This is a genomic window from Pseudomonas sp. TREG-RG-20F-10-E-6-01 (genome assembly GCF_022662455.1).
Taxonomy (GTDB): Bacteria; Pseudomonadota; Gammaproteobacteria; order Pseudomonadales; family Pseudomonadaceae; genus Aquipseudomonas.
On record NZ_JAKNQP010000005.1, the window covers coordinates 320,048 to 342,610 of the forward strand.

General features: G+C 60.8%; 22 protein-coding genes and 2 pseudogenes. 14 read left to right on the forward strand and 10 right to left on the reverse strand.

All coding sequences use genetic code 11. The features are described 5' to 3' along the window. Positions 1-204 precede the first annotated feature (204 nt). The 7 genes from L8K08_RS17575 to L8K08_RS17605 all read left to right on the forward strand — a co-directional run bounded on the left by L8K08_RS17575 (position 205) and on the right by L8K08_RS17605 (position 8,044). Positions 205-1,341, forward strand: a complete 1,137-nt coding sequence (locus tag L8K08_RS17575) for a branched-chain amino acid ABC transporter substrate-binding protein (protein WP_145160199.1) — start codon at positions 205-207, stop codon at positions 1,339-1,341. 232 nt (positions 1,342-1,573) lie between these two features. Continuing rightward, complete coding sequence (locus L8K08_RS17580) at positions 1,574-2,488, forward strand: branched-chain amino acid ABC transporter permease (protein ID WP_053254074.1); 915 nt, start codon at positions 1,574-1,576, stop codon at positions 2,486-2,488. A gap of 2 nt (positions 2,489-2,490) precedes the next feature. Next, entirely contained in the window at positions 2,491-3,768 is a 1,278-nt protein-coding gene (livM, locus tag L8K08_RS17585) for a high-affinity branched-chain amino acid ABC transporter permease LivM (RefSeq protein WP_145160201.1), read from the forward strand. After that, positions 3,765-4,640, forward strand: coding sequence for an ATP-binding cassette domain-containing protein (locus tag L8K08_RS17590; RefSeq protein WP_145160203.1), 876 nt, complete (start codon positions 3,765-3,767; stop codon positions 4,638-4,640). Before livM ends, L8K08_RS17590 begins: the two co-directional genes overlap by 4 nt. Next, the gene (locus tag L8K08_RS17595; protein WP_145160205.1) at positions 4,637-5,353 is read left to right on the forward strand and encodes an ABC transporter ATP-binding protein; all 717 of its coding nucleotides are present in this window, start codon (positions 4,637-4,639) and stop codon (positions 5,351-5,353) included. The genes L8K08_RS17590 and L8K08_RS17595 overlap by 4 nt, the downstream gene beginning before the upstream one ends. Positions 5,354-6,176: 823 nt before the next feature. Then, complete coding sequence (locus L8K08_RS17600; RefSeq protein WP_242199001.1) at positions 6,177-6,941, forward strand: SDR family oxidoreductase; 765 nt, start codon at positions 6,177-6,179, stop codon at positions 6,939-6,941. A 197-nt stretch (positions 6,942-7,138) separates the two neighbouring features. Beyond that, positions 7,139-8,044 (forward strand): cation diffusion facilitator family transporter, encoded by a 906-nt coding sequence (locus L8K08_RS17605; RefSeq protein ID WP_145160207.1) that lies wholly within the window; start codon positions 7,139-7,141, stop codon positions 8,042-8,044. 120 nt (positions 8,045-8,164) lie between these two features. On the opposite strand, the gene L8K08_RS17610 is transcribed toward L8K08_RS17605, so the two are convergent. The 5 genes from L8K08_RS17610 to ureE all read right to left on the reverse strand — a co-directional run bounded on the left by L8K08_RS17610 (position 8,165) and on the right by ureE (position 11,878). Then, positions 8,165-9,286 carry an AGE family epimerase/isomerase gene (locus tag L8K08_RS17610; RefSeq protein WP_242199003.1) on the reverse strand — a complete coding sequence of 374 codons (1,122 nt, stop codon included), beginning with the start codon at positions 9,284-9,286 and terminating at the stop codon, positions 8,165-8,167. Positions 9,287-9,467: 181 nt separating this feature from the next. Further along, positions 9,468-10,040, reverse strand: a complete 573-nt coding sequence (locus L8K08_RS17615) for a HupE/UreJ family protein (protein ID WP_242199005.1) — start codon at positions 10,038-10,040, stop codon at positions 9,468-9,470. A gap of 25 nt (positions 10,041-10,065) precedes the next feature. Beyond that, complete coding sequence (gene ureG / locus L8K08_RS17620; RefSeq protein ID WP_017849719.1) at positions 10,066-10,680, reverse strand: urease accessory protein UreG; 615 nt, start codon at positions 10,678-10,680, stop codon at positions 10,066-10,068. A gap of 26 nt (positions 10,681-10,706) precedes the next feature. Further along, the gene (locus tag L8K08_RS17625) at positions 10,707-11,381 is read right to left on the reverse strand and encodes an urease accessory protein UreF (RefSeq protein ID WP_145160213.1); all 675 of its coding nucleotides are present in this window, start codon (positions 11,379-11,381) and stop codon (positions 10,707-10,709) included. Further along, positions 11,378-11,878: an urease accessory protein UreE gene (ureE, locus tag L8K08_RS17630; protein WP_145160215.1), complete on the reverse strand. Its 501-nt coding sequence runs from the start codon at positions 11,876-11,878 to the stop codon at positions 11,378-11,380. The genes L8K08_RS17625 and ureE overlap by 4 nt, the downstream gene beginning before the upstream one ends. 339 nt (positions 11,879-12,217) lie before the next feature. Here ureE and L8K08_RS17635 point away from each other — a divergent pair, with 339 nt between their 5' ends. Continuing rightward, positions 12,218-12,688 carry a C40 family peptidase gene (locus tag L8K08_RS17635; RefSeq protein WP_242199007.1) on the forward strand — a complete coding sequence of 157 codons (471 nt, stop codon included), beginning with the start codon at positions 12,218-12,220 and terminating at the stop codon, positions 12,686-12,688. Between the two features lie 5 nt (positions 12,689-12,693). On the opposite strand, the gene L8K08_RS17640 is transcribed toward L8K08_RS17635, so the two are convergent. After that, positions 12,694-13,326, reverse strand: coding sequence for a TetR family transcriptional regulator (locus L8K08_RS17640; protein WP_242199009.1), 633 nt, complete (start codon positions 13,324-13,326; stop codon positions 12,694-12,696). Between the two features lie 151 nt (positions 13,327-13,477). Continuing rightward, complete coding sequence (locus tag L8K08_RS17645) at positions 13,478-13,849, reverse strand: hypothetical protein (RefSeq protein WP_106577655.1); 372 nt, start codon at positions 13,847-13,849, stop codon at positions 13,478-13,480. A 368-nt stretch (positions 13,850-14,217) separates the two neighbouring features. On the opposite strand from L8K08_RS17645, the gene L8K08_RS17650 reads away from it, so the two are divergent. Beyond that, positions 14,218-16,284, forward strand: a complete 2,067-nt coding sequence (locus L8K08_RS17650; RefSeq protein WP_242199011.1) for an AsmA family protein — start codon at positions 14,218-14,220, stop codon at positions 16,282-16,284. Positions 16,285-16,970: 686 nt separating this feature from the next. Here the strand turns inward: L8K08_RS17650 and L8K08_RS17655 are convergent. Continuing rightward, positions 16,971-17,501: a ferritin-like domain-containing protein gene (locus L8K08_RS17655; RefSeq protein ID WP_106577657.1), complete on the reverse strand. Its 531-nt coding sequence runs from the start codon at positions 17,499-17,501 to the stop codon at positions 16,971-16,973. Positions 17,502-17,599: 98 nt separating this feature from the next. Next, positions 17,600-17,860: pseudogene (locus tag L8K08_RS17660) on the reverse strand (LysR family transcriptional regulator); the annotation flags it as partial. Here L8K08_RS17660 and L8K08_RS17665 point away from each other — a divergent pair. Together L8K08_RS17665 and L8K08_RS17670 are read left to right on the forward strand one after the other, a co-directional pair. Beyond that, positions 17,861-18,064, forward strand: a pseudogene (locus L8K08_RS17665) (NAD(P)H-dependent oxidoreductase); the annotation flags it as partial. A gap of 78 nt (positions 18,065-18,142) precedes the next feature. After that, complete coding sequence (locus tag L8K08_RS17670; protein WP_242199013.1) at positions 18,143-19,033, forward strand: triacylglycerol lipase; 891 nt, start codon at positions 18,143-18,145, stop codon at positions 19,031-19,033. 113 nt (positions 19,034-19,146) lie between these two features. Here L8K08_RS17670 and L8K08_RS17675 read toward each other — a convergent pair whose 3' ends face one another. Next, positions 19,147-20,034, reverse strand: a complete 888-nt coding sequence (locus L8K08_RS17675) for a DMT family transporter (protein WP_242199015.1) — start codon at positions 20,032-20,034, stop codon at positions 19,147-19,149. Between the two features lie 97 nt (positions 20,035-20,131). Between L8K08_RS17675 and L8K08_RS17680 the strand changes: the two genes are divergently transcribed. The 3 genes from L8K08_RS17680 to L8K08_RS17690 all read left to right on the forward strand — a co-directional run bounded on the left by L8K08_RS17680 (position 20,132) and on the right by L8K08_RS17690 (position 22,519). After that, complete coding sequence (locus L8K08_RS17680; RefSeq protein ID WP_242199017.1) at positions 20,132-20,920, forward strand: helix-turn-helix transcriptional regulator; 789 nt, start codon at positions 20,132-20,134, stop codon at positions 20,918-20,920. Between the two features lie 71 nt (positions 20,921-20,991). After that, a complete protein-coding gene (locus L8K08_RS17685) occupies positions 20,992-21,300 on the forward strand; it encodes a PsiF family protein (protein ID WP_145160232.1) in 309 nt (102 codons plus the stop codon). A gap of 205 nt (positions 21,301-21,505) precedes the next feature. Further along, the gene (locus L8K08_RS17690; RefSeq protein WP_145160234.1) at positions 21,506-22,519 is read left to right on the forward strand and encodes an AI-2E family transporter; all 1,014 of its coding nucleotides are present in this window, start codon (positions 21,506-21,508) and stop codon (positions 22,517-22,519) included. Positions 22,520-22,563 lie beyond the last annotated feature (44 nt).

The following is a 22,563-nucleotide window of genomic DNA, read 5'->3' on the forward strand; positions in this document are numbered from 1 at the left end:
CCGTCGGTTGCACCTCTCGGTGCTAGACGGTTGCACGTGCTGGCAAAAGGAGTCGAAACGCCTGTAATAACAATGACACCGTGTCTTTTTGAAGAATAAAAAAGTAATGGCACGCGGCTTGCTCTGGGCTTTCCCTGAAAGTTTCAGTTGAAGGTTCGCAGTGAAATCGTAGTGCCAATAAACAAAAACCTCGGAGCACCACTCATGTCCCAGACGTTTTACAAGAAAGGTTTTCTGGCCCTCGCCGTTGCAGCGGCGCTGGGTGTTTCTGCGTTTGTTCAAGCTGATGTGAAGATTGGCGTAGCGGGGCCGATGACGGGCGCCAACGCAGCTTTCGGTGAGCAGTACATGAAGGGTGCCCAAGCGGCAGCCGATGTGATCAACAAGGCCGGCGGGATCAACGGCGAGCAACTCAAGCTGGTGGCCGGCGATGACGCCTGTGAGCCGAAGCAGGCGGTGGCCGTCGCCAACCGTCTGGCAGACCAGGACAAAGTGATCGGCGTGGTCGGGCACTTCTGCTCCTCCAACACCATCCCGGCCTCCGAGGTGTACGACGAAGCCGGCATCATCATGATCACCCCGGGTTCCACCAACCCACAGGTGACCGAACGTGGCCTGGGCGCGGTGTTCCGTATGTGCGGGCGTGACGACCAGCAAGGCATCGTCGCCGGCGACTACATTGTCGATGTGCTAAAAGGCAAGAAAGTCGCGGTGATCAACGACAAAGACACCTACGGCAAAGGTCTGGCTGACGCCACCGCTCAGCAGTTGACCAAACGTGGCGTCAAGCCGGTGCTGGAAGAAGGCCTGACCCGTGGCGAGAAAGACTTCAGCGCCCTGGTCACCAAAATCCGCTCCACCGGTGCTGATGTGGTGTACTTCGGCGGCCTGCACCCTGAAGCCGGTCCACTGGTGCGCCAGATCCGTGAAGCGGGCCTCAAGGACGTCAAGTTCATGTCCGATGACGGCATCGTGACCGACGAACTGGTCGCCACCGCAGGCGGCGCGCAATACGTAGACGGCGTTTACATGACCTTCGGCGCCGACCCGCGCCTGCTGCCAGACAGCAAGACCGTCGTGGAAGAGTTCCGCAAAAACGGCACCGAGCCTGAAGGCTACACCCTGTACGCCTATGCCTCGATCCAGGCCCTGGCCGCCGGTTTCAACGGCGCCAAGTCCAATAAAGGCGAAGACGCGGCCAAGTGGCTGAAATCGCACCCGGTCAAAACCGTGATGGGCGAGAAAAACTGGGACGCCAAGGGCGACCTGAAGATCTCCGACTACGTGGTTTACCAGTGGGATAAAGACGGCAAATACCACCAGCTGGAAAAGCAGAAGTAAGAACAAACACGATCGTTTAAGCGCCTCGATCCCCTGTGGGAGCTGGCTTGCCTGCGATAGCGGTTTCACCTTCAACACAGGTGTTGGTTGTCAGTCCGTCATCGCGGGCAAGCCCGGCTCCCACAGGGGGCGCGGTTGCTCGCACCATCGTGTCAGGCGACAAGTCTGTCTTTTCCTCCAGAAGCGCCGCACGCCCACCGGTGTGCAGGTGCTCACCGCGTGAGATTGCGTTATGGATGGTATTTTCCTGCAGCAACTGGTCAATGGCCTGACCCTCGGGTCGGTCTATGGCCTGATCGCCATCGGCTACACAATGGTCTACGGCATCATTGGCATGATCAACTTCGCCCACGGCGAGGTTTATATGATTTCCGCTTACCTCGCGGCGATCAGTCTGGCACTGCTGGCTTACTTCGGCATCGAATCCTTCCCGCTGCTCATTCTCGGCACCCTGATATTCACCGTGGTCGTCACCGGCGTTTACGGTTGGGTCATCGAGCGTGTCGCCTACAAACCGCTGCGCAACTCCACCCGACTGGCACCGCTGATCAGCGCCATCGGCATCTCCCTGATCCTGCAAAACTATGCGCAGATCGCTCAGGGCGCGAAACAACAAGGCATTCCAACCCTGCTGGCCGGCGCCTGGCGCGTCGATATCGGCAGTGGGTTCGTGCAGTTGACCTACACCAAGGTGTTCATCCTGGTGGCCGCGTTTCTGGGCATGGGGCTGCTGACCTACATCATCAAATACACCAAGCTCGGCCGCATGTGCCGCGCGACTCAGCAAGACCGCAAGATGGCGTCGATCCTGGGCATCAACACCGACCGAGTGATCTCTTATGTGTTCGTGATTGGTGCAGCGATGGCGGCCCTGGCCGGCGTGCTGATTACCCTCAACTACGGCACGTTCGACTTCTACGCCGGCTTCATCATCGGCATCAAGGCGTTTACCGCAGCGGTACTCGGCGGCATCGGCTCCCTGCCTGGGGCCATGCTCGGCGGGATCATCCTGGGTATCTCCGAGTCGCTGTTCTCGGGGTTGATCAACTCTGACTACAAAGACGTGTTCAGTTTCTCCCTGCTGGTGGTGATTCTGATTTTCCGTCCTCAGGGCCTGCTTGGTCGTCCGCTCGTGGCGAAGGTGTAAACATGTCTGCTGCCAAATCGATTGATATCAAAAAAAGTGTGGTCGATACGGTCCTCGCCGGGCTGATTTCGTTGATCGTGTTCGGTCCGATCGTCGGCGTGGTCCTCGACGGCTACAGCTTCAACCTGCAACCGGCGCGCGTGGCCGTATTGGTCGCCATTGTGATGGCCGGGCGTTTTGCCCTCAGCCTGTTCCTGCAAACCCCCAAGGGCCTGAAGATTCTGCAGGGTTTCGAGAGCAGTGGTTCTGGCGTGCACGTGCTGCCGCCGGACTACAAGTCGCGGCTGCGCTGGATCATCCCGGCACTGATCGTGATCGCCATCGTGTTCCCGATCTTCGCCAACAAGTACCTGCTCACGGTGGTCATCCTCGGGTTGATCTATGTGTTGCTCGGCCTGGGCCTGAACATCGTGGTGGGCCTGGCCGGTCTGCTCGACCTGGGTTACGTGGCGTTCTACGCCATCGGTGCCTACGGCCTGGCGCTGGGTTATCAATACCTGGGCCTCGGCTTCTGGACGGTGCTGCCCTTGGCGGCCATCTGTGCGGCGCTGGCGGGGTGCATACTCGGGTTCCCGGTGCTGCGAATGCACGGTGACTACTTGGCCATCGTGACCTTGGGCTTCGGTGAAATCATTCGCCTGGTGCTTAATAACTGGCTGTCGTTCACTGGTGGCCCGAACGGCATGCCGGTGCCTTCGCCGACCTTCCTCGGCCTGGAATTCGGGCGCAAAGCGAAGGACGGTGGGATTCCGTTCCACGAGTTCTTCGGCATCGATTACAACCCCAACATCAAGTTCATGTTCATCTACATCGTGCTGTTCCTGGTGGTGCTGGCCGTGCTGTACATCAAGCATCGCCTGACCCGCATGCCGGTCGGCCGCGCCTGGGAAGCCTTGCGCGAAGATGAAATCGCCTGCCGCTCCATGGGCCTGAACCACGTGCTGGTCAAGCTCTCGGCGTTCACCATCGGCGCGTCCACGGCCGGTCTGGCCGGGGTGTTTTTCGCCAGCTACCAGGGTTTCGTCAACCCGTCGTCGTTCACCTTCTTCGAGTCGGCACTGATCCTGGCCATCGTGGTGTTGGGCGGCATGGGCTCGACGGTCGGCGTGGTGATTGCGGCGTTCGTATTGACCGTCGCGCCCGAGTTGCTGCGCAGCTTCTCGGAGTACCGCGTGCTGCTGTTTGGCGTGTTGATGGTGGTGATGATGATCTGGCGGCCGCGCGGCCTGATTCGCATCAGCCGCACCGGTGTGACCCCACGTAAAGGAGTGGCGCCATGAGCAAGGAAGTCGTCCTGTCCGTGGAACATTTGATGATGCACTTCGGTGGCATCAAGGCCTTGAGCGATGTGAGCCTCAAGGTCGAACGCAACTCGATCTTCGCCCTGATCGGCCCCAACGGCGCCGGCAAGACCACGGTGTTCAACTGCCTGACCGGTTTCTACAAGGCCAGCGGCGGCAAGATCCAACTCAACATCCGCGGCAAGCAGACCAACGTGATCCAGTTGTTGGGCGAGCGCTTCAAGGTCACCGACTTTGTGTCGCCGAAAAGCTTTTTCAGCCGTGTTTACTACAAGATGTTTGGCGGCACTCACCTGGTCAACCGTGCCGGGCTGGCGCGCACCTTCCAGAACATTCGCCTGTTCAAGGAAATGTCGGTGCTGGAGAACCTGCTGGTGGCCCAGCACATGTGGGTCAACCGCAACATGCTCGCCGGCATCCTCAACACCAAGGGCTACCGCAAGGCCGAAAGCGATGCGCTCGACCACGCCTTCTACTGGCTGGAAGTGGTCGACCTGGTGGACTGCGCCAACCGCCTGGCCGGCGAGCTTTCCTACGGCCAGCAGCGCCGCCTGGAAATCGCCCGTGCCATGTGCACCCGGCCGCAGATTATCTGCCTGGACGAACCGGCAGCCGGCCTTAACCCGCAGGAAACCGAAGCACTCAGCGCGATGATTCGCCTGCTGCGCGACGAACACGACCTCACGGTGGTGCTGATCGAACACGACATGGGCATGGTGATGAGTATTTCCGACCACATTGTGGTGCTCGACCACGGCAACGTGATCGCCGAGGGCGGCCCGGACGCGATCCGCAACGACCCGAAAGTGATTGCTGCCTACCTGGGCGCCGACGAAGAGGAGCTGGTATGAGTGCACCTATCCTCGAAATGAAGGAGCTGGACGTGTTTTACGGCCCGATCCAGGCCCTGAAAAAAGTCTCGCTGCACATCAACGAAGGCGAAACCGTCAGCCTGATCGGCTCCAACGGCGCGGGTAAATCCACGCTGCTGATGTCGATTTTCGGCCAACCGCGCGCCGAGTCCGGGCAGATCCTCTACAACGGCGTCGACATTACCCACAAGTCGTCCCACTACATCGCCTCCAACGGCATTGCGCAGTCGCCGGAAGGGCGGCGGGTGTTCCCCGACATGACCGTCGAGGAAAACCTGCTGATGGGCACCATCCCGATTGGCGACAAATACGCGCAGGAAGACATGCAGCGCATGTTCGAGTTGTTCCCGCGGCTCAAGGAGCGCCGCACCCAGCGCGCCATGACCATGTCCGGCGGCGAGCAGCAAATGCTCGCCATCGCCCGCGCGCTGATGAGCCGGCCCAAGCTGTTGCTGCTCGACGAACCGAGTCTGGGCCTGGCGCCGATTGTGGTGAAGCAGATCTTCGCGACCTTGCGTGAACTGGCGGCGACCGGGATGACCATCTTCCTGGTGGAGCAGAACGCCAACCATGCGCTGCGCTTGTCGGACCGGGCGTATGTGATGGTCAACGGCGAGATTCGCCTGACCGGCACTGGGAAAGAGTTGCTGGTGAACGAGGAAGTGCGCAACGCCTACCTCGGCGGGCACTGATCTGAAGGCTTGATGCAATCACCCATGTGGGAAGCGGCTTGAATGTGGGAGCTGGCTTGCCTGCGATACGAACACCTCGGTCTGTCAGGCAAACCGAGGTGATGTTATCGCGGGCAAGCCCGGCTCCTACATAAAGGCGGTTCCCACATTTGTTTTTGGGGGGCCACAGGCTTCCCGCCAAATTGTGGAAAACAAATCCAGCCACCCTCCAAAGCGCGACATATAGCCGCCGCAAATCCCTGTTTTGTCACAGTTTTGACTTGTCCCCATTCGCTGTGGAACCGGCTGTGGGTAACGTGGGAGTAGCTGGCTGAAAGCCTTTAAAACCGTGGCTTGCAGCGCGGTGGTTGTTTATTGATCAGCGGTTTTTTCGGGCCTTGTCGAGCGCTTTGTCAACCTGTTTAAAGACACAGGTATATGACCGATTTATGTCGCCTGGGCCTGTGGATAAGTCTGTGACTAAACTCTGGAAAGACGGCCGCAGAGGCCGGAATGACTGGCCTGGAGCCATCGTTCGAGTTTGCATCTGTCAACCGGGCCTACATACGGCCCGTCCAAGGTCAAGCAAAAAACTTTCTAAAACTGCCTGCAGGCCTTGTACACAGCGGCTTTTGGCTTTTTGCACTTGCCCCCAAAGACTGTGGGCGCAGTTGTGGATAACCTGCGCGCATATGGCTGCAGGCCACGGTTTATAAGGCCTCGCTCGCTATGGTTAAAAATTGACCAGCTGTACATGAAGGTGTTCGCACAGCGGTTGCCGCAATCGCGGCGTAAGGGCATTCTGCTGGCAACTTTTTTCCCAGATGCCCGCAAGGAGAACACCATGTCCGACACGCTGTTTATTACTGGCGCAACCTCAGGTTTCGGCGAAGCCTGCGCCCGCCGCTTTGCCGACGCCGGTTGGAAACTGGTGCTCACTGGCCGTCGTGCCGACCGTTTGAATGCACTGGTTGAAGAGCTTTCCAAGCAGACCGAAGTGCACGGGCTGGTCGTGGACGTACGTGACCGCAAGGGCATGGAAGACGCCATCGCCAACCTGCCGCCATCGTTCGCCAAGCTGCGCGGGCTGATCAACAACGCCGGCCTGGCCGTGGGCACTGACCCTGCGCCCAAGTGCAGCCTCGACGATTGGGAAACCATGGTCGACACCAACATCAAAGGCTTGCTGACCACCACCAGCCTGCTGCTGCCACGCCTGATCGCTCACGGCCGAGGCGCCGGGATCATCAACCTGGGCTCCATCGCCGGTAGCTACCCGTACCCGGGCAGCCACGTGTATGGCGGCTCCAAGGCGTTCGTGAAGCAGTTCTCGCTGAACCTGCGTTGCGACCTGCAAGGCACCGGCGTGCGCGTGACCAACATCGAACCAGGCCTGTGCGAAAGTGAATTCTCGCTGGTGCGCTTCGGTGGCGACCAGGCGCGTTACGACGCGACCTACGCCGGTGCTGAGCCGATCCAACCGCGGGACATTGCCGACACCATCTTCTGGGTGCTGAACACCCCGGCGCACGTGAATATCAACCGGTTGGAGCTGATGCCGGTGAGCCAGACCTGGGCTGGGTTTGCGATTGAGCGTGGGGCTAAGTAAGGCTTAAGACCGAGTCGCTGCCATCGGGGGCAAGCCCCCTCCCACATTTGACCGCATTTCAAAGTTGAAACTCGGTTGAGTGTGGGAGGGGGCTTGCCCCCGATGGCGTCAAATCGGCCAAAACACGACATAAGGTACACTCCACCCCTGAAAACCCCTCCGCACTGTGCGGTTTAAAGGTTTTGACGGGAGGAAATGTGAGTAACCGAGGTGAGCAGGCACTGCTCAAACAATCGACCATCCTGATGTTCGCGGTAGCGATCGCCGGGATTGTCACGGGTGTGATATCTGGCGCCCAATCCATTCTGTTCGACGGCTTTTTCTCGCTGATCGCCACCGCCATCAAGGTGTTGATGCTGATCACGGCCAAGCTGATCGCCAAGAAAAGCAACGAGCGTTTCCAGTTCGGCTATTGGCACCTGGAGCCAATGGTATTGCTGATCGAAGGCAGCTTTTTGCTGCTGATCGCCATCTACGCGTTTCTCAACGGCGTGTTCGGCATTATCAATGGCGGGCGCGAGATCGAGTTGGGGCTGGTGATCGTTTATGCGGCGGTGTTTACCGTCGTCGAATTCGCTTACTTCTTCTACGTGCGCTACCGCAATCGCACGCTGAAATCTTCGCTGATCCAGTTCGACAACATCAGTTGGCTGGTGGACGCGATGCTCTCGGTGGGTTTGCTGATCAGCTTTCTCGCCGCGCTGTTGCTCAAGTCTCAGGGGTATGACGAGTGGGCGGTGTATGTCGACCCGCTGATCTTGATCCTGTTGGCCCTGAGCATGCTGGCGCCGGCGTTCAAGATCCTACGCCCGGCCTTGCGCGAAGTGCTGGGGATTGCGCCCGATCACTTGGACGACAAAGTGCGCGAAGTGATGGAGGCGGCGCAAGCCAAGCATGGTTTCGACGACTATGAGTCCTACGTGCAAAAGCACGGGCGGGCGCGGTTTATCGAGATTCATGTGGTGCTGCCGGCGGATTACCCGGTGGGCAACGTCGCGACCCTCGACGCGCTGCGCGAAGAGATATCCACAGCGCTGGGCACGCCGGATGCGGCGCGCTGGCTGACGATCAGTTTTACCGGGGATCGCAAGTGGATTGCCTAACAGGCAGATAGACCGAGGTGAGGCATTCGCGAGCAAGCCCTCTCCCACATTCGGCCGCATTCCAAGGGTTGGCCGCGGTCAAATGTGGGAGCGGGCTTGCTCGCGAAGAGGCCCTGAAAGTCAGCCTAGATACTGGATCAAACCCTGATAGCAGGTCGCCAAGTGATACGGCGTGGTCGACGGCATGTCCCGTCGGCTCACAACGCCCTGGGCATCCAGGCATTCATGCCAGCCTTTGTCATGCAAAAAGTGCTGTTGCAGCGCCAGCAATTGGCGTTGCAGCACTGCCTCGCTGGCGGGCCGCAAGGTCAGCGCGCGCAGGTATTCAGCCTGAGCCCAGATCCGTTGAGTGCCATCGCGCACGGTGCCGTCCAGGGCGAGCATGCCGCTGACCGCGCCGCTCGATTTATCCACACCCTTGAGCTCGGCGTAGTCAAACGCTCGCGTCAGCGAGGCGTGCAGTGGCGTGCCGCGCAACACGTCTGAGGACGCCAGCAAATAGAACCACTCGAACTGATGGCCGGGCTCAAACCAGTTATCCACAGCACCCAGCGGTTTCTCCATCATTACGCCGTGCTCGCGGTCGATGAAGCGCTTCTGCATGGCCGTGGCAAGGTCCAGCAGTGCATCTTGCGTGACGGCGTCTTCACGCACGGCCAGGGTGGCGAGAAAGCCTTCGGCCAAGTGCATCAGCGGGTTTTGCAGGGGGCCGGACTTGAGGGATGACCAGTTGCGTTCCAATACCGCTTCGTACAGGCCGTCGCCTGTGGCGAAGCGTTCGGCGACCACGGCCAGCGCCGCATTGAGCACCGATTCCACCAACGGCTCACGCACTTTGGCCCAGTAGTGGGCACAGGCAAAGATGATGAAGGCGTGGGTGTAGAGGTCTTTGCGCTTATCCAGCGGCTTGCCGTGCGCGTCGATGCTGTAGAACCAGCCGCCGTGTTCGGCGTCGTGAAAGTGCCGTTGCAGGGAGCGAAACAGCGCCGCCGCGCGCTCTTCGGCAAACGCCGCCCGCGGCTCGCCGATCAGGCTGGCGAACAGGTACAGCTGCCGCGCGCAGGCCATGGCCCGGTAGCGTTGCGGGGGCAAAGGCTGATGACTGGCGTCCAGCGCCTCATAGGGCAACGCCAGCTCGGCATTCCAGCCCGGGCCCTGCCACAGCGGCACGATCAGGTCATGGAAGTGCGTGAGCACGGCATTCAACGAAGGCTGGGAGGCGGAACTTGGAGCGGTGGGCATCGGCTGGCGTCGTCACGGCAGGGGTGTAGGCGCGCATGGTAGCAGGCTTGGGATGGATGGTGGTTTTGAGACCGCTTTCGCGGGCAAGCCCGCTCCCACATTTAACCGCGTCCTGGCGTTGGAATGCGGTCGAATGTGGGAGCGGGCTTGCTCGCGAAGAGGCCTTCAGCAGCGCCGCAAATCAGCCCGCCAGCAACCAAACCCCCGTGGCCGCCGAAGCCGCCCCGGCCACCCGCACCAACGGCGCAGCCGCCGTCGGCAGAAAACGCACCACCGCATACCCGGCCGCGTGCAACACCGCCGTCGCGCCGACAAAACCGGCGGCATACGGCCAAGGGCTGGACATGTCCGGCAGCTCCAAGCCATGCGCCACGCCATGGAACAGGGCAAACAACGCCGTTGCAGCCACCGCGACGAACAGTGGCGGCCGCACCGCCAGCGCCACGGCCAGGCCCAGCGCCAGCACCGAAGCCGCGATCCCGCTTTCCAGCGCCGGCAGCTCCAGGCCTTCAAAGCCCAACAGGCCGCCAATCAGCATGGTGCCAACGAAGGCGCAAGGCAGCGCCCAGCGTGCGTTGCCTTTTTGCTGCGCCGCCCAAAGGCCGACGGCGACCATGGCCAGTAAGTGATCGATGCCGCCCAGTGGGTGGCTGATGCCGGCGACCAGCCCATTATCGCCATGCCCGGGGTGAGCGAAGGCGAGGGCCGGGGTGAGCAGCAAGGCTGCGGTGGCGAGAAGTTTGTTGAGACCCATGAACAGGCTCCTTTTCAGGGTGGTATCAGGCTGCGGTCAGCAAGCCCTGACGTTCGATAAAGGCGACGATTTCATCCAGGCCGACGCCGGTTTTCTGGTTGCTGAACACAAAGGGCTTACCGTTGCGCATACGCTGAGTGTCACTGTTCATCAATTCCAGCGAGGCGCCGACCAGCGGGGCCAGGTCGATCTTGTTGATCACCAGCAAGTCGGATTTGCAAATACCGGGCCCGCCCTTGCGTGGCAGCTTGTCGCCGGCCGACACATCGATCACGTAGATGGTCAGGTCTGACAGTTCAGGGCTGAAGGTGGCCGACAGGTTGTCGCCGCCGGACTCCACCAGAATCAGGTCCAGGCCGGGGAAGCGGCGGTTGAGCTGGTCCACCGCTTCGAGGTTGATCGAGGCGTCTTCACGAATCGCCGTGTGCGGGCAGCCGCCGGTTTCCACGCCGATGATGCGCTCCGGCGCCAGGGCCTGGTTGCGCACCAGGAAGTCGGCGTCTTCGCGGGTGTAGATGTCGTTGGTCACCACGGCCAGGTTGTAGCGATCACGCAGCGCCAGGCACAGCGCAAGGGTCAGGGCCGTCTTGCCGGAGCCCACCGGGCCGCCGATGCCGACACGCAAGGGTTGTGTGTTCATGTGCTTCTCCACAGAAGTAAAAGGGCTTAGGAACGGAACAGGCGGCTGTACTGGCGCTCGTGGGCCATGCACGCCAGAGACAGGCCGAACGCGGCGCTGCCAAAAGAGTTGAAGTCCAGGCGTCCGGCGTCCTGTTGGGCTTGCTGCAGCAACGGCAGCAGCTCACTGGTCAGGCGCTGGGCGGCTTGCTGGCCCAACGGCAACGTTTTCATCAGCACGGCGAGCTGGTTTTCCAGCCAGCTCCACAGCCAGGCGGCGAGGGCGTCATCCGGGCTGATCTGCCACGCGCGGGCCGCCAGCGCCCAGCCCAGGGCCAGGTGCGGTTCGGCGCAGCTTTCTACAAATGCGCGTGCGGCGGCGTCCAGTTCCGGCAAACCATTGAGCAGTTGCTGCAGGGAGTAGCCCATTTGCCGGCTCTCCTGGTACAGCTCGCGGGTTTCGCGGCTGGCGCGGTGTTCTTCACACAACTGTGTCAGGCGCGGCCAGTCCTGGTCCGCCGCCGCGCGGCAATGGGCCAGCAGCAAGGGCGCTTCGAAGCGCGCCAGGTTGAGCAGCAACTGGTCGCTGATCCATCGCCGGGCACTGGCGGCATCATTGACGCGGCCATTTTCCACGGCCATTTCCAGGCCTTGGGAATAGCTGTAGCCACCAATCGGCAATTGCGGACTGGCCAGACGCAACAGCGCCCAGGCTGGGTTCATGGACGTACGCCGAACTGGTGCAGCTTGGGCGGGTAGTTGAAGTCTTCGTCGCCATGGCGCGAATGGTGATGGCCGCCGCCGTAGGCGCCGTGTTCCGGTTGGAACGGCGCTTCGAGGGTTTCGGTCTGCGCGCCGAGCTGTTCGAGCATGGCCTTGAGCACGTAGTCATCCAGCAGGCGTAGCCAGCCGTCGCCGACTTGCAGGGCGACGTGGCGGTTGCCGAGGTGGTAAGCGGCGCGGGTCAATTCAAACGCACTGCTGCAGGTGACGTGCAGCAGTTGTTCAGGGCGCGCGACCACGCGTACGACGCGTCCGTCTTCGGCCTGTAGGCACTCACCATCATGCAACGGCGGCTGACCGCGCTCCAGAAACAGGCCGACGTCTTCGCCGTCGGCACTGAAACAGCGCAGCCGGCTTTTGCTGCGTGCTTCGAAATTCAGCAGCAGCTCAGCGGCCCAGAGGGGTTGAGGTGCGATTCGGCGGTGGATCACCAGCATCAGGAGGCTTCCAGCTATGAGCGATAAGAGTGCTAGAGCAAGGTGCTTGCCAATCACGCACGCGCGTGGGAAATCCTTGTAGGCAAGCACCGGCGTGCCACCGAATAGGGCGTCAGTCGATTCTGACAGTGCCTCCAATTGGTGCGTGGCTGGATTTATAGCACCGGATGTGGGCGTTTTACGTTGAGATCCGCAGCGCGCCGCATGAAATTTCCTTCATCTGATTCGCGCTGGATTTTTCCAGGAATTGACCTACACGAACGCCGGATAGGGCGTTCAAGAAGCTCGGCGCTGTTTCATTAGGATATTCGCCGTCCTTAATCCACCGCGGCGTCGATCATGTTCAAAGGCTTCACGTGTCTGGTCATTCTCGGTCTGTGGTGCGCCGCAGACACGGTTGCGGCCAATGCCCTGCCTGACGCGTCGATCACGCGTGTTATCGACCGCGCCCATGCGTTGCTCGGCACACCCTATAACGGCAGCGGCACCAGCGTCGGCCAGGGGTTCGATTGCAGCGGCTTGCTGGTCTATTTATTCAAGACCCAGGCCAATATCCGCCTGCCGCGCACGACAACGCAGATGCACCGATCAAGCGCCGCGACGGTTCAGAGAGCCGCGCTCAAGCCGGGCGATGCAGTGTTTTTCAAGGGCAATGGCAGCGGGCAGGTCAGCCATGTCGGCCTGTATGTGGGCAAAGGCAAATTTATCCATTCGCCCAGCACCGGCAAACGCGTGCGCATCGATTCATTGAGCAGCCGCTATTGGAAAAAGCACTACACCACCGCCAAACGCTTTCACGCGGCGGGCTGATCGGCTTACTCGGTGCTGCCCAGGCCTTGCCAATGCTTGAGGCCGATGAAGATAAAGCGCAATTGCTGAGTGATTTTCGCCTGGGGCGTGAGGTGGGCGGGCAGGGCATGGGCCGGCGGGTCGATGATGTCGGGCAGGGTGGCGAATACACTTTTGACGATCAGGTCGGCCATCACGTGCAGGCCTTCGGCATCCAGGTGCTGGAGCTTGGGCATCAGCGTGAGGTCAGCCGCCAGGTCACTGGTGATGTCTTCGCGCAAGGCGCCGATGGCTTGGCGCACGGCCAGACAGCCCCCGTATTGCTCGCGGGCCAGGAACAGGAATTGCGATCGGTTGGCCGACACCACATCCAGAAAAATCCGCACGGACGCATCAATGATGCCGCCCATCACGAACTCGTTGTGGCGTACCAGGCGAATCGTGGCGCGGAAGGTTTGGCCGACTTCACTTACCAGCACCAGGCCCAGCTGATCCATGTCGTCAAAATGGCGATAGAAGCCGGTTGGCACGATGCCGGCGGTCTTGGCCACTTCGCGCAGGCTCAGGCTGCCGAACCCGCGGCCACACTCCATCAGATGGCGGGCTGCTTCCATCAAGGCGAGGCGGGTCTGTTGCTTCTGTTCAGCGCGGGGCAGCATCGTCGGGCGGACTTTGTCGGCAAGTACAGCGACGCACTCTAGCAAAACAGCTTCGTCGGCGTCGAACTTGGCGGGAGTGAGGTGTGAGGCAGTCTATAAAAAAGCAAAAGCCCGATCGGCTGATCGGGCTTTTTTCTCGGCCACCACGGGCTTAGCTCTGTGCTTGATGCAGTTCTTGCAGACGATCAGCACCGCCTTCGGCAACGCCATCGGTGTAGGCGCGTTTGTTGGCTTGTTCAGCACCGCCTTCTACCAGACCTTTCTGTTCCAGGCGATCACGGCCACCTTCAGCAACGCCTTCGGTGTAAGCACGTTTGTTGGCGTGTTCCGAACCATTTTCTGCAACGGCGCCTTTGGCGTAGTCACGGTTTTCGTCTTCTTGCGAACCGCTGCGAGCCAGGGTTTGGCTGGATTGAACGGCTTGAGCTTTGTTCTGTGGGGTGGCTTGTTCAGTGGCTGGCAGGGCAAAGGCGCTGGAAGCCAGGACAGACAGCAGAACGGTAGCGAGTATTTGACGTTTCATGAGGGTTGCTCCTTGGGAGGGCGATAAAGTGGGTACAGGGCTAATGCTACTCTCGATAAGTCGATATAAAAGTTCATAAACACAATGGTAATAATCAACAGAATTGATTGTTCCCATCAGAGGCTCTAGAACGCGCCTCTCAAGCCCGCGGTTTTGCACCATGGTGGGTATTTTCGACCCGTTCATGGGTAACACCGGTGCATTGTTGATGGTTTGGTCGATTCGAGCTGTAGGAGGAGTCGCTTTTTTTGCTAGGAATTCGTACTTGGGCTAAACCCCCACGCCATTTGTCAGTCGTAGCCTTATAAGCTGTAGTCAAAAGGTGCGTGGCAACGCGCACCCTCAGTCGTAACCAGGAGTCCTGTGCAATGACGCGCACTCGTAAAATCGTCGCTTGGAGCTGCGCCAGCTTCGTTCTGTTAATCGCCGTGGTGGTCTTGGTGCTGGTGTTCTTTGACTGGAACCGCCTAAAACCGCCGATCAATGCCAAGGTCTCCGAAGAGCTGCATCGCCCCTTTGCCATCAATGGCAACCTGGCGGTGGTGTGGGCGCGTGAACCCGATGAAGGCGGCTGGCGTGCCTGGGTGCCATGGCCGCACGTGATCGCTGAAGACCTGACGCTGGGCAACCCGGACTGGTCGAAAAAGCCGCAGATGGTCACGCTCAAACGCGTGGAACTGCGCATTTCACCGCTGGCGCTGCTGGCGCAGCGTGTGGTGATCCCACGTATCGACCTCACCGAACCGAGTGCAGACCTGCAGCGCCTGGCCGACGGTCGCGCCAACTGGACCTTCAAGTTCGATCCCAAAGACCCCAACGCCAAGCCGTCCAGCTGGGTGGTGGACATCGGTGCCATCGGCTTCGACAAGGGCCACGTGACCCTGGACGACCAGACACTCAAGAGTCAGTTGGACGTGATCATTGACCCGCTGGGCAAACCGATTCCCTTCGGCGAGATCGTCGGCGACGCCGATGCCAAGAAGGCCCTGGAAAAAGGCTCGGCGCCACAGGACTACGCGTTCGGCCTCAAGGTCAAAGGCCAGTACCACGGCCAGAAACTCGAGGGCACTGGCAAGATCGGTGGTCTGCTCGCCTTGCAGGACGCGGCCAAGCCGTTCCCGCTGCAGGCCCAGGTGAAAATCGCCGACACCAGCATCGCGCTGGCCGGCACCCTGACCGACCCGCTGAACCTTGGCGCCCTGGACCTGCGCCTGAAACTCGCCGGCAGCAGCCTGGGCAACCTGTACCCACTGACCGGCGTGACGCTGCCAGATTCGCCGGCCTATTCCACTGACGGCCACCTGATCGCCAAACTGCATGAAGCCAGCGGCGCGTCATTCCGCTACGAGAACTTCAACGGCAAGATCGGCGACAGCGACATCCATGGCAACCTGGCCTACGTCGCCAGCCAGCCACGGCCCAAGCTCAGTGGCGCGTTGGTTTCCAACCAATTGCTGATGGCGGACCTTGCGCCCTTGATCGGCGCCGACTCCAACGCCAAGCAAAAAGCCCGCGGTGGTGAAAGCAAGCAACCGGCCACCAAGGTGCTGCCGGTGGAAGAGTTCCGCACCGAGCGCTGGCGCGAGATGGACGCTGACGTGGAGTTCACCGGCAAGCGCATCGTGCACAGCGCCGAATTGCCGTTCACCGATCTCTACACCCACTTGGTGCTCAATGACGGCGAACTCAGCCTGGAACCCCTGCGTTTCGGCGTCGCCGGCGGCAAGCTGGATGCGCAGATTCGCTTGAACGGCCGCACCGTACCGATGGAAGGTCGCGCCAAACTCACCGCGCGTAACTTCAAGCTCAAGCAGTTGTTCCCAACCTTCGAACCGATGAAAACCAGCTTCGGTGAACTCAACGGCGACGCAGACATTTCCGGGCGCGGCAATTCTGTGGCGGCGCTGTTGGGCACATCCAATGGCGACTTGAAAATGCTCATCAACGACGGCGCGATCAGCCGCGGTCTGATGGAAATCGCCGGGCTCAACGTGGGCAACTACGTGGTGGGCCGCCTGTTTGGCGACAAGGAAGTGAAGATCAACTGTGCGGCCGCAGACTTCGGCATCAAGACCGGCCTGGCCACGACTCGCTTGTTTGTGTTCGATACCGAAAACGCGATCATCTACATCGACGGCACTGCGAACATGGCGACCGAACAGCTGGATCTCACCATTACGCCGGAGTCGAAGGGCTTTCGCCTGTTCTCCCTGCGTTCGCCGCTGTACGTCAACGGACCGTTCATCAAGCCCAATGCGGGCGTGAAAGCCATTCCTCTGGCCCTGCGCGGCGCCGGCATGGTCGCACTGGGCGTCATCGCCGGCCCAGCCGCCGGGTTGCTGGCATTGGTAGCACCGAGCGGCGATGAGCCGAACCAGTGCGCACCGCTGCTGCAGCAGATGAAGGAAGGCAAAGCACCGAAAACTGTGAAGTAGCTGACAAAACCTAAATGTGGGAGCGGGGTTGCCGGCGATGGCGGTGGTTGAGTCGATATCTTTGTTGACTGATCCACCGCTTTCGCGGGCAAGCCCGCTCCCACAGGGGTTCGGCGGTGTGGCGGGTTACAGGGCTGGCAAAAACCGCCCAGCCTGGCGCCGAGGACACTGAAAAAGTAACTGCCAAAACCCAAAGCCAAATATGGGAGCTGGCTTGCCTGCGATAGCGGTGGCTCAGTCGACATCTTCATTGACTGATCCAGCGCTTTCGCGAGCAAGCCCGCTCCCACAGGGGGGCGGCGGTGTGGCGGGTTACAGGGCTGACAAAAAACCGCCCCGTCAGGCGCTGAAGACTGTGAAGAAGTAACTGCTAAAACCCAAAACCAAATGTGGGAGCTGGCTTGCCTGCGATAGCGGTGGCTCAGTCGATATCTTCATCAACTGACACAGCGCTTTCGCGGGCAAGCCCGCTCCCACAGGGGGTCGGCGGTGTGGCGGGTTACAGGGCTGGCAAAAAACCGCCCCGTCAGGCGCTGAAGACAGTGAAAAAGTAACTGCCAAAACCCGAAACCAAATGTGGGAGCTGGCTTGCCTGCGATAGCGGTAAGTCAGTCGACATCTTCATCAACTGACACAGCACTATCGCAAGCAAGCCCGCTCCCACAAGGGTTCAGCGGTATGGCGGGTTACAGGTCCTGCAGAATATCCGCCATGTCGTCGGCGTGTTCTTCTTCCTGGGCCAGGATTTCTTCAAAGATGCGACGCGTGGTCGGGTCTTTGTCGCCGATGTACTGGATGATTTCGCGGTAGCTATCCACCGCAATGCGCTCGGCTACCAGGTCTTCGTAGACCATTTCCTTCAGGTTGTTGCCGGCCACGTATTGAGCGTGGGAGTTTTTCGACAGCAGGTCGGGGTTGAATTCCGGCTCGCCGCCCAGTTGCACGATGCGCTCGGCCAGTTTGTCGGCGTGCTCGGCTTCCTGGGTGGCGTGCTCCAGGAACTCGTCGGCCGCGACGCTGGCTTTCAGGCCGGTGGCCATGAAGTAGTGGCGTTTGTAGCGCAGCACGCACACCAGCTCGGTGGCCAGCGACGCGTTGAGCAGGCGAATGATTTCTTCGCGGTCAGCGTCGTAGCCTTCGGTGACGGCGCCGTTTTCGACGTTCTGGCGGGCGCGTGAGCGCAGGGTCGCAACGTCAGTCAAATGTGCTTCAGTCATCTCAATCTCCTGGTGCTAATCCGGTTTTACGCCACGCTCTGCCGGCGTGATCGCTCCAAGTTGTGAGTGCTGCGCGATGCAAAAAGTTTTATCGGATTTTAAAGTGCCTGGCCGGACAGCTTCGCCTGCGCCTGCACCCACTGGAAAAACGCGCGCACTGGCGGATGCCGCTCACGGCCCGGCACGCAGAGCGCACTGTAACCGGCCCCTTGCACGCTGATCAGCGTCGGCACGTCGGCGCTGGCCCGCGCGACCACGTCAGGCGCGCCATACACCGCAAAGCACTCATCGAGCAGACACTGGCCGTAAAGGTTCGGGTAGTCGCCGAGGCTGTAGCGAATCACCAGATCGATACCCGCCGCGGCGGCAACGGGTTTGGCCCCGGTGGCGAAAACGAGGCGATGAACCAGGCCGACCCGCACCTGCGCACGGCCCTGGGTTACATCGGCATCGATGACATTCGGGTGATCGCCGCCGAAGGTGAAGAGTCGGACAAAAGCGTGTTCCTGCGTGCTTGTGAGGAAGCCGAGCGCCAGCTGCGCGACCTGGCGGGGCATTTCTAAAGCGCCAGCGGTCATGGGGCGGTCATCTCGTGTGGTCTAGGATGACCGTATCGCCTCTCCGATCAGGATATCCGCTGCATGGACGAATCCCTCGCCACGCGTTACCCGCTTGTGTTGGTGCCCGGCATGCTGGGCTTTGTGCGCCTGGGGCTGTTCCCTTACTGGTATGGCATTGTTCCGGCGCTGCGGGCGGGCGGCGCGCAGGTGTTCCCGGTGCAGGTGGCGCCGCTGAACGCCAGTGAGGTGCGCGGTGAGCAATTGCTGGCCCAGATCGAGCGCATTCGGCGGGAAACAGGTGCCGAAAAGGTCAACCTGATCGGGCACAGCCAGGGCTCGCTGACGGCGCGTTATGCGGCGGCCAGGCGTCCAGAATGGGTGGCGTCGGTGACATCGGTGGCCGGGCCTAACCATGGCTCGGAATTGGCAGACCACTTTCAGGTTCATTACCCCGCAGACCATTGGAAGGGCCGGCTCGTGAGCGCGGTGCTGCATGTGGCTGCCTGGGTGATGGGCGTGCTTGAAACCGGCTATCGCGGGCCGCGCTTCAGGGTGGATGTGCAGGCCTCGCACCAGTCCCTGACCTGCGAAGGCGTGGCGCTGTTCAACCGTCAGTTCCCCCAGGGTTTGCCGTCGACATGGGGCGGGCAGGGCGCCGAGGTGGTCAACGGCGTGCGTTATTACTCGTGGTCCGGCACCTTGCAGCCGGGCAAGACCGATCGCGGGCGTAACCTGCTGGACGGCACGAACCGCAGTTGTCGGTTGTTTGCGCGCAGTTTTGTGCGCGAAAAGGGCCAGTGCGACGGCATGGTCGGGCGCTACAGCTCACACCTGGGTCTGGTGATTGGCGATGACTACCCGCTGGACCACTTTGACATCGTCAACCAGTCGATGGGGCTGGTGGGCAAGGGGGCGGAGCCGATTCGGTTGTTTGTGGAGCATGCGCAGCGGCTGAAGGCGGCGGGGGTTTAGCAGGCGGACCGGGTTATCGTTCATCGCAGGCAAGCCAGCTCCCACATTCGCCCCCATTCCAAATGTGGAACACGGTCAACTGTGGGAGCTGGCTTGCCTGCGATAGCGGTTAATCAGGCCACACTGACCTCTTGGCGCACCGGCGTAGTCCAGCGCTCCGACAAAATCACTCCGCCCAACGTCAGCAATCCACCCACCAAGTGGTACATCGCCAACTTTTCCTTGAGCACCAGCGCCGCAATCATCGCGGTAATCAACGGCAACAGGTTGAAAAACAGCGTGGTGCGGCTTGGCCCCAAGGTCTTCACCGAATGCATCCACGCCAACGGCGCGAGCATCGAGGCGAGCAGGCAGGCATACAGCACCAGCGGAATATTCGCCCAGCCCAGGCCAGCCTTGTTCGAGAACAGGAACAATGGAAACAGCACCACCACCGCCACCAGCACCTGCAAATACAGCAATACCAGGGGCGGCAGGCGCAACTGCCATTTTTTCAGCAGCGTGCTGTAGACCGCATAGGCCAGGGTGGCGATCAGCATCATCGCGTCGCCCAGGTTGAGCCCGTGTTGCAGTAACGCGCCCAGACTGCCGGCCGACACCACCACCACCACGCCGGCAAACGACAGGACCGCACCGGTCAGCGCGCCAAAGGTCAGGCGCTGGCCGAGGCTGATAATGGCGGCGGTCAATGCCATCAACGGCATCAGCGAGAGGATGATGCCCATGTTGGTCGCCGAGGTCAGTGCTGCGGCGTAGTAGGCCAGGCTTTGATACACCGCCATGCCCAACACGCCGAGGATGAAGATTTTGCCCAGGTTCGGGCGGATCAGCGCCCAGTTGGCGATCACCGGCTTGAGCATGAACGGGGTAAACAGCAGCGCCGCCAGCAACCAGCGGTAAAAGCCGATTTCTGCCGGAAAGAGGGTGCCCACGGCCAGTTTGTTGACCACGGTATTACCGGCCCAGATAAAGATGGCCAGCAGGGGATACGCGTATTGCATTGAAGGAAACCAGGTGTGTTGATGAGGCGGGATTATCCCCTGTCTGGATCGAAGCCTATACTGTGATCCAGACAACCGACCTTTGTATCCAGACAATATGCCCAGACACACCGTACGCCTGCCCGATTTCCCCAGCCTGCCAAGCCCCGTCTACTTCCGTTACTCCGATTTCGCCCCCGATACCGAGTGCACGCCGCACCGGCATGGCTGGGGTTCGCTGGACTATTCGGCGAGTGGTGTCATGCGCATGGAGGTGGCGGGCAGCCGTTTTATGTCGCCGCCGCAATACGCAGTATGGATTCCGCCAAATACCGAGCACAGTTCCTACAACGCCCAGGCAATTGTCTATCGCTCGGTGGGCCTGGCCCCGCAGCTGTGCGAGCAACTGCCGCAGGCGCCGTGCACCCTGGCGATCAGCGAGATTCTCAAGGCGATTCTCAGCGACTTTGCCCGGCGCGACGTCAATATTGCGCAGACCGAAGCGGACGTGCGCCTGGCGCAGGTGCTGGTGGACCAGCTCAAGCAAGCGCCGATTCACGATTGTTTCCTGCCCTATGCGCGCCACCCCGGCCTGCTCGGTGTGCTTGAGGGCATGCAGGCCGAGCCCGGGGACAATCGCCCGTTGGCGCACTGGGCCGAGCAGGTGCATGTGAGCGAACGCACCCTGGCGCGGCAATTTGTGCGGGAGTTGGGCATGAGCTTTGGCGAATGGCGCCAGCGCCTGCGCTACCTCGCCGCCATCGAAGCCCTCGACAGCCAGCGCAGCGTGCAACACGTGGCGTTTGACCTCGGTTACAGCACCGCCTCGGCGTTCATCGCGATGTTCCAGCGCCACGCCGGCTGTACGCCGGAGCAGTATCGTCGAACTAATATCCGTGGCCGATGAAGATGTAACGGGCTTTGACTACACTGCTGCGTAGGCCGTGCCCCCCGGCACGGCAACAGGGAGAAAACTCCATGAAGATGCTGCGTATTCCGCTGTTGATGATGGGCCTGCTGTTGTGTTCCCAAGGGTTTGCCGCCACCGCCGCACAGACCGCCCAGCAACAAAAAATGACCACCTGCAACGCCGAAGCCAAAGGCAAGACCGGCGACGAGCGCAAAACATTCATGAGCACTTGCCTCAAGGCTGCTCCCGCAGCCAACGACGCCAAGACCCTGACGCCCCAGCAGCAGAAGATGAAAGACTGCAATGCCACGGCGAAAACCAAGGCGTTGACCGGCGATGCACGCAAGACCTTTATGAGCACTTGCCTCAAAGGCTGATCACGATTTCGCCAACGCTGGAGCTCAATGTGGGAGCTGGCTTGCCTGCGATAGCATCACCTCGGTAAGTTTGCTGCACCGAGGCGCCTGCATCGCGGGCAAGCCCGGCTCCCACAGTTGATCGCATTCACACCCTGGCCTCTCGCTTGATTCCCTCAAGGCTGGCAGACTGCCCATCCTTTAACGCCGTTCGTTTTGAGGCTGTATGCCAACGTTTTCTCAGCGTCACGTGTTGTTGCTGGTCAGTTGCATCATCATTTTCGGTGGATTACTGCTGGTCCTGCCGCTCAAGCTGCTGCCCAGCCTGCTGGCCGGCCTGTTGGTCTATGAACTGGTCAACATGCTCACCCCACAGTTGCAGCGGCTGATCGAAGGTCGGCGCGCGCGCTGGCTCGCTGTGGCGTTGCTCGGCACCTTGATCGTCAGCGTGCTGGCCCTGATCTTTGCCGGCGCCATCAGTTTCCTGCTCCATGAAGCGGAAAATCCCGGGGCCTCCCTCGACAAATTCATGGGCGTGGTCGATCGCGCGCGCGGCCAGCTGCCGCCGTTCCTCGACGCCTACCTGCCCGCCAGCGCCGCCGAGTTTCGCGTGGCCATCGGCGACTGGCTGAGCAAGCACTTGAGCGAACTGCAACTGGTCGGCAAAGACGCCGCCCACATGTTCGTCACCCTGCTCATCGGTATGGTGCTGGGCGCGATCATCGCCCTGCAGCGCGTGCCCGACCTGACCAAACGCAAACCCCTGGCCGCCGCCCTGTTCGACCGCCTGCACCTGCTGGTCCAGGCGTTTCGCAATATCGTCTTCGCCCAGATCAAGATCGCCGCGCTCAACACCGTGTTCACTGCGATCTTCCTCGGGATCGTGCTGCCGCTGTGCGGGATTCACCTGCCGCTGACCAAGACCCTGATCGTGCTGACCTTCCTGGTCGGCCTGCTGCCGGTGATCGGCAACCTGATCTCCAATACGCTGATCACCATCGTCGCGCTGTCGCTGTCGATTTGGGTCGCGGTGGCGGCGCTGGGGTACCTGATCGTGATCCACAAGGTCGAGTACTTCCTCAACGCGCGCATCGTTGGCGGGCAGATCAGTGCCAAGTCGTGGGAATTGTTGCTGGCGATGCTGGTGTTCGAAGCCGCATTCGGCCTGCCGGGTGTGGTGGCGGGGCCGATCTACTATGCGTATTTGAAGAGTGAGCTGAAGCTGGCGGGCATGGTCTAGCGCTTGAGGGTGCCTAAACTTGCCCCTTCGCGAGCCCGCCCGCT

Excerpts from the sequence above, each read along its gene's own strand:
- L8K08_RS17610 (WP_242199003.1), bottom strand. The coding sequence starts at position 9,286 with ATGCCCACCGCTCCAAGTTCCGCCTCCCAGCCTTCGTTGAATGCCGTG.
- L8K08_RS17690 (WP_145160234.1), top strand. The coding sequence starts at position 21,506 with ATGCCAACGTTTTCTCAGCGTCACGTGTTGTTGCTGGTCAGTTGCATC.
- ureG (WP_017849719.1), bottom strand. The coding sequence starts at position 10,680 with ATGAACACACAACCCTTGCGTGTCGGCATCGGCGGCCCGGTGGGCTCC.
- livM (WP_145160201.1), top strand. The coding sequence starts at position 2,491 with ATGTCTGCTGCCAAATCGATTGATATCAAAAAAAGTGTGGTCGATACG.
- L8K08_RS17645 (WP_106577655.1), bottom strand. The coding sequence starts at position 13,849 with ATGAAACGTCAAATACTCGCTACCGTTCTGCTGTCTGTCCTGGCTTCC.
- L8K08_RS17615 (WP_242199005.1), bottom strand. The coding sequence starts at position 10,040 with ATGGGTCTCAACAAACTTCTCGCCACCGCAGCCTTGCTGCTCACCCCG.
- L8K08_RS17635 (WP_242199007.1), top strand. The coding sequence starts at position 12,218 with ATGTTCAAAGGCTTCACGTGTCTGGTCATTCTCGGTCTGTGGTGCGCC.
- L8K08_RS17685 (WP_145160232.1), top strand. The coding sequence starts at position 20,992 with ATGAAGATGCTGCGTATTCCGCTGTTGATGATGGGCCTGCTGTTGTGT.
- L8K08_RS17680 (WP_242199017.1), top strand. The coding sequence starts at position 20,132 with ATGCCCAGACACACCGTACGCCTGCCCGATTTCCCCAGCCTGCCAAGC.
- ureE (WP_145160215.1), bottom strand. The coding sequence starts at position 11,878 with ATGCTGGTGATCCACCGCCGAATCGCACCTCAACCCCTCTGGGCCGCT.
- L8K08_RS17575 (WP_145160199.1), top strand. The coding sequence starts at position 205 with ATGTCCCAGACGTTTTACAAGAAAGGTTTTCTGGCCCTCGCCGTTGCA.
- L8K08_RS17625 (WP_145160213.1), bottom strand. The coding sequence starts at position 11,381 with ATGAACCCAGCCTGGGCGCTGTTGCGTCTGGCCAGTCCGCAATTGCCG.
- L8K08_RS17590 (WP_145160203.1), top strand. The coding sequence starts at position 3,765 with ATGAGCAAGGAAGTCGTCCTGTCCGTGGAACATTTGATGATGCACTTC.
- L8K08_RS17675 (WP_242199015.1), bottom strand. The coding sequence starts at position 20,034 with ATGCAATACGCGTATCCCCTGCTGGCCATCTTTATCTGGGCCGGTAAT.
- L8K08_RS17580 (WP_053254074.1), top strand. The coding sequence starts at position 1,574 with ATGGATGGTATTTTCCTGCAGCAACTGGTCAATGGCCTGACCCTCGGG.
- L8K08_RS17600 (WP_242199001.1), top strand. The coding sequence starts at position 6,177 with ATGTCCGACACGCTGTTTATTACTGGCGCAACCTCAGGTTTCGGCGAA.
- L8K08_RS17650 (WP_242199011.1), top strand. The coding sequence starts at position 14,218 with ATGACGCGCACTCGTAAAATCGTCGCTTGGAGCTGCGCCAGCTTCGTT.
- L8K08_RS17655 (WP_106577657.1), bottom strand. The coding sequence starts at position 17,501 with ATGACTGAAGCACATTTGACTGACGTTGCGACCCTGCGCTCACGCGCC.
- L8K08_RS17670 (WP_242199013.1), top strand. The coding sequence starts at position 18,143 with ATGGACGAATCCCTCGCCACGCGTTACCCGCTTGTGTTGGTGCCCGGC.
- L8K08_RS17595 (WP_145160205.1), top strand. The coding sequence starts at position 4,637 with ATGAGTGCACCTATCCTCGAAATGAAGGAGCTGGACGTGTTTTACGGC.
- L8K08_RS17640 (WP_242199009.1), bottom strand. The coding sequence starts at position 13,326 with ATGCTGCCCCGCGCTGAACAGAAGCAACAGACCCGCCTCGCCTTGATG.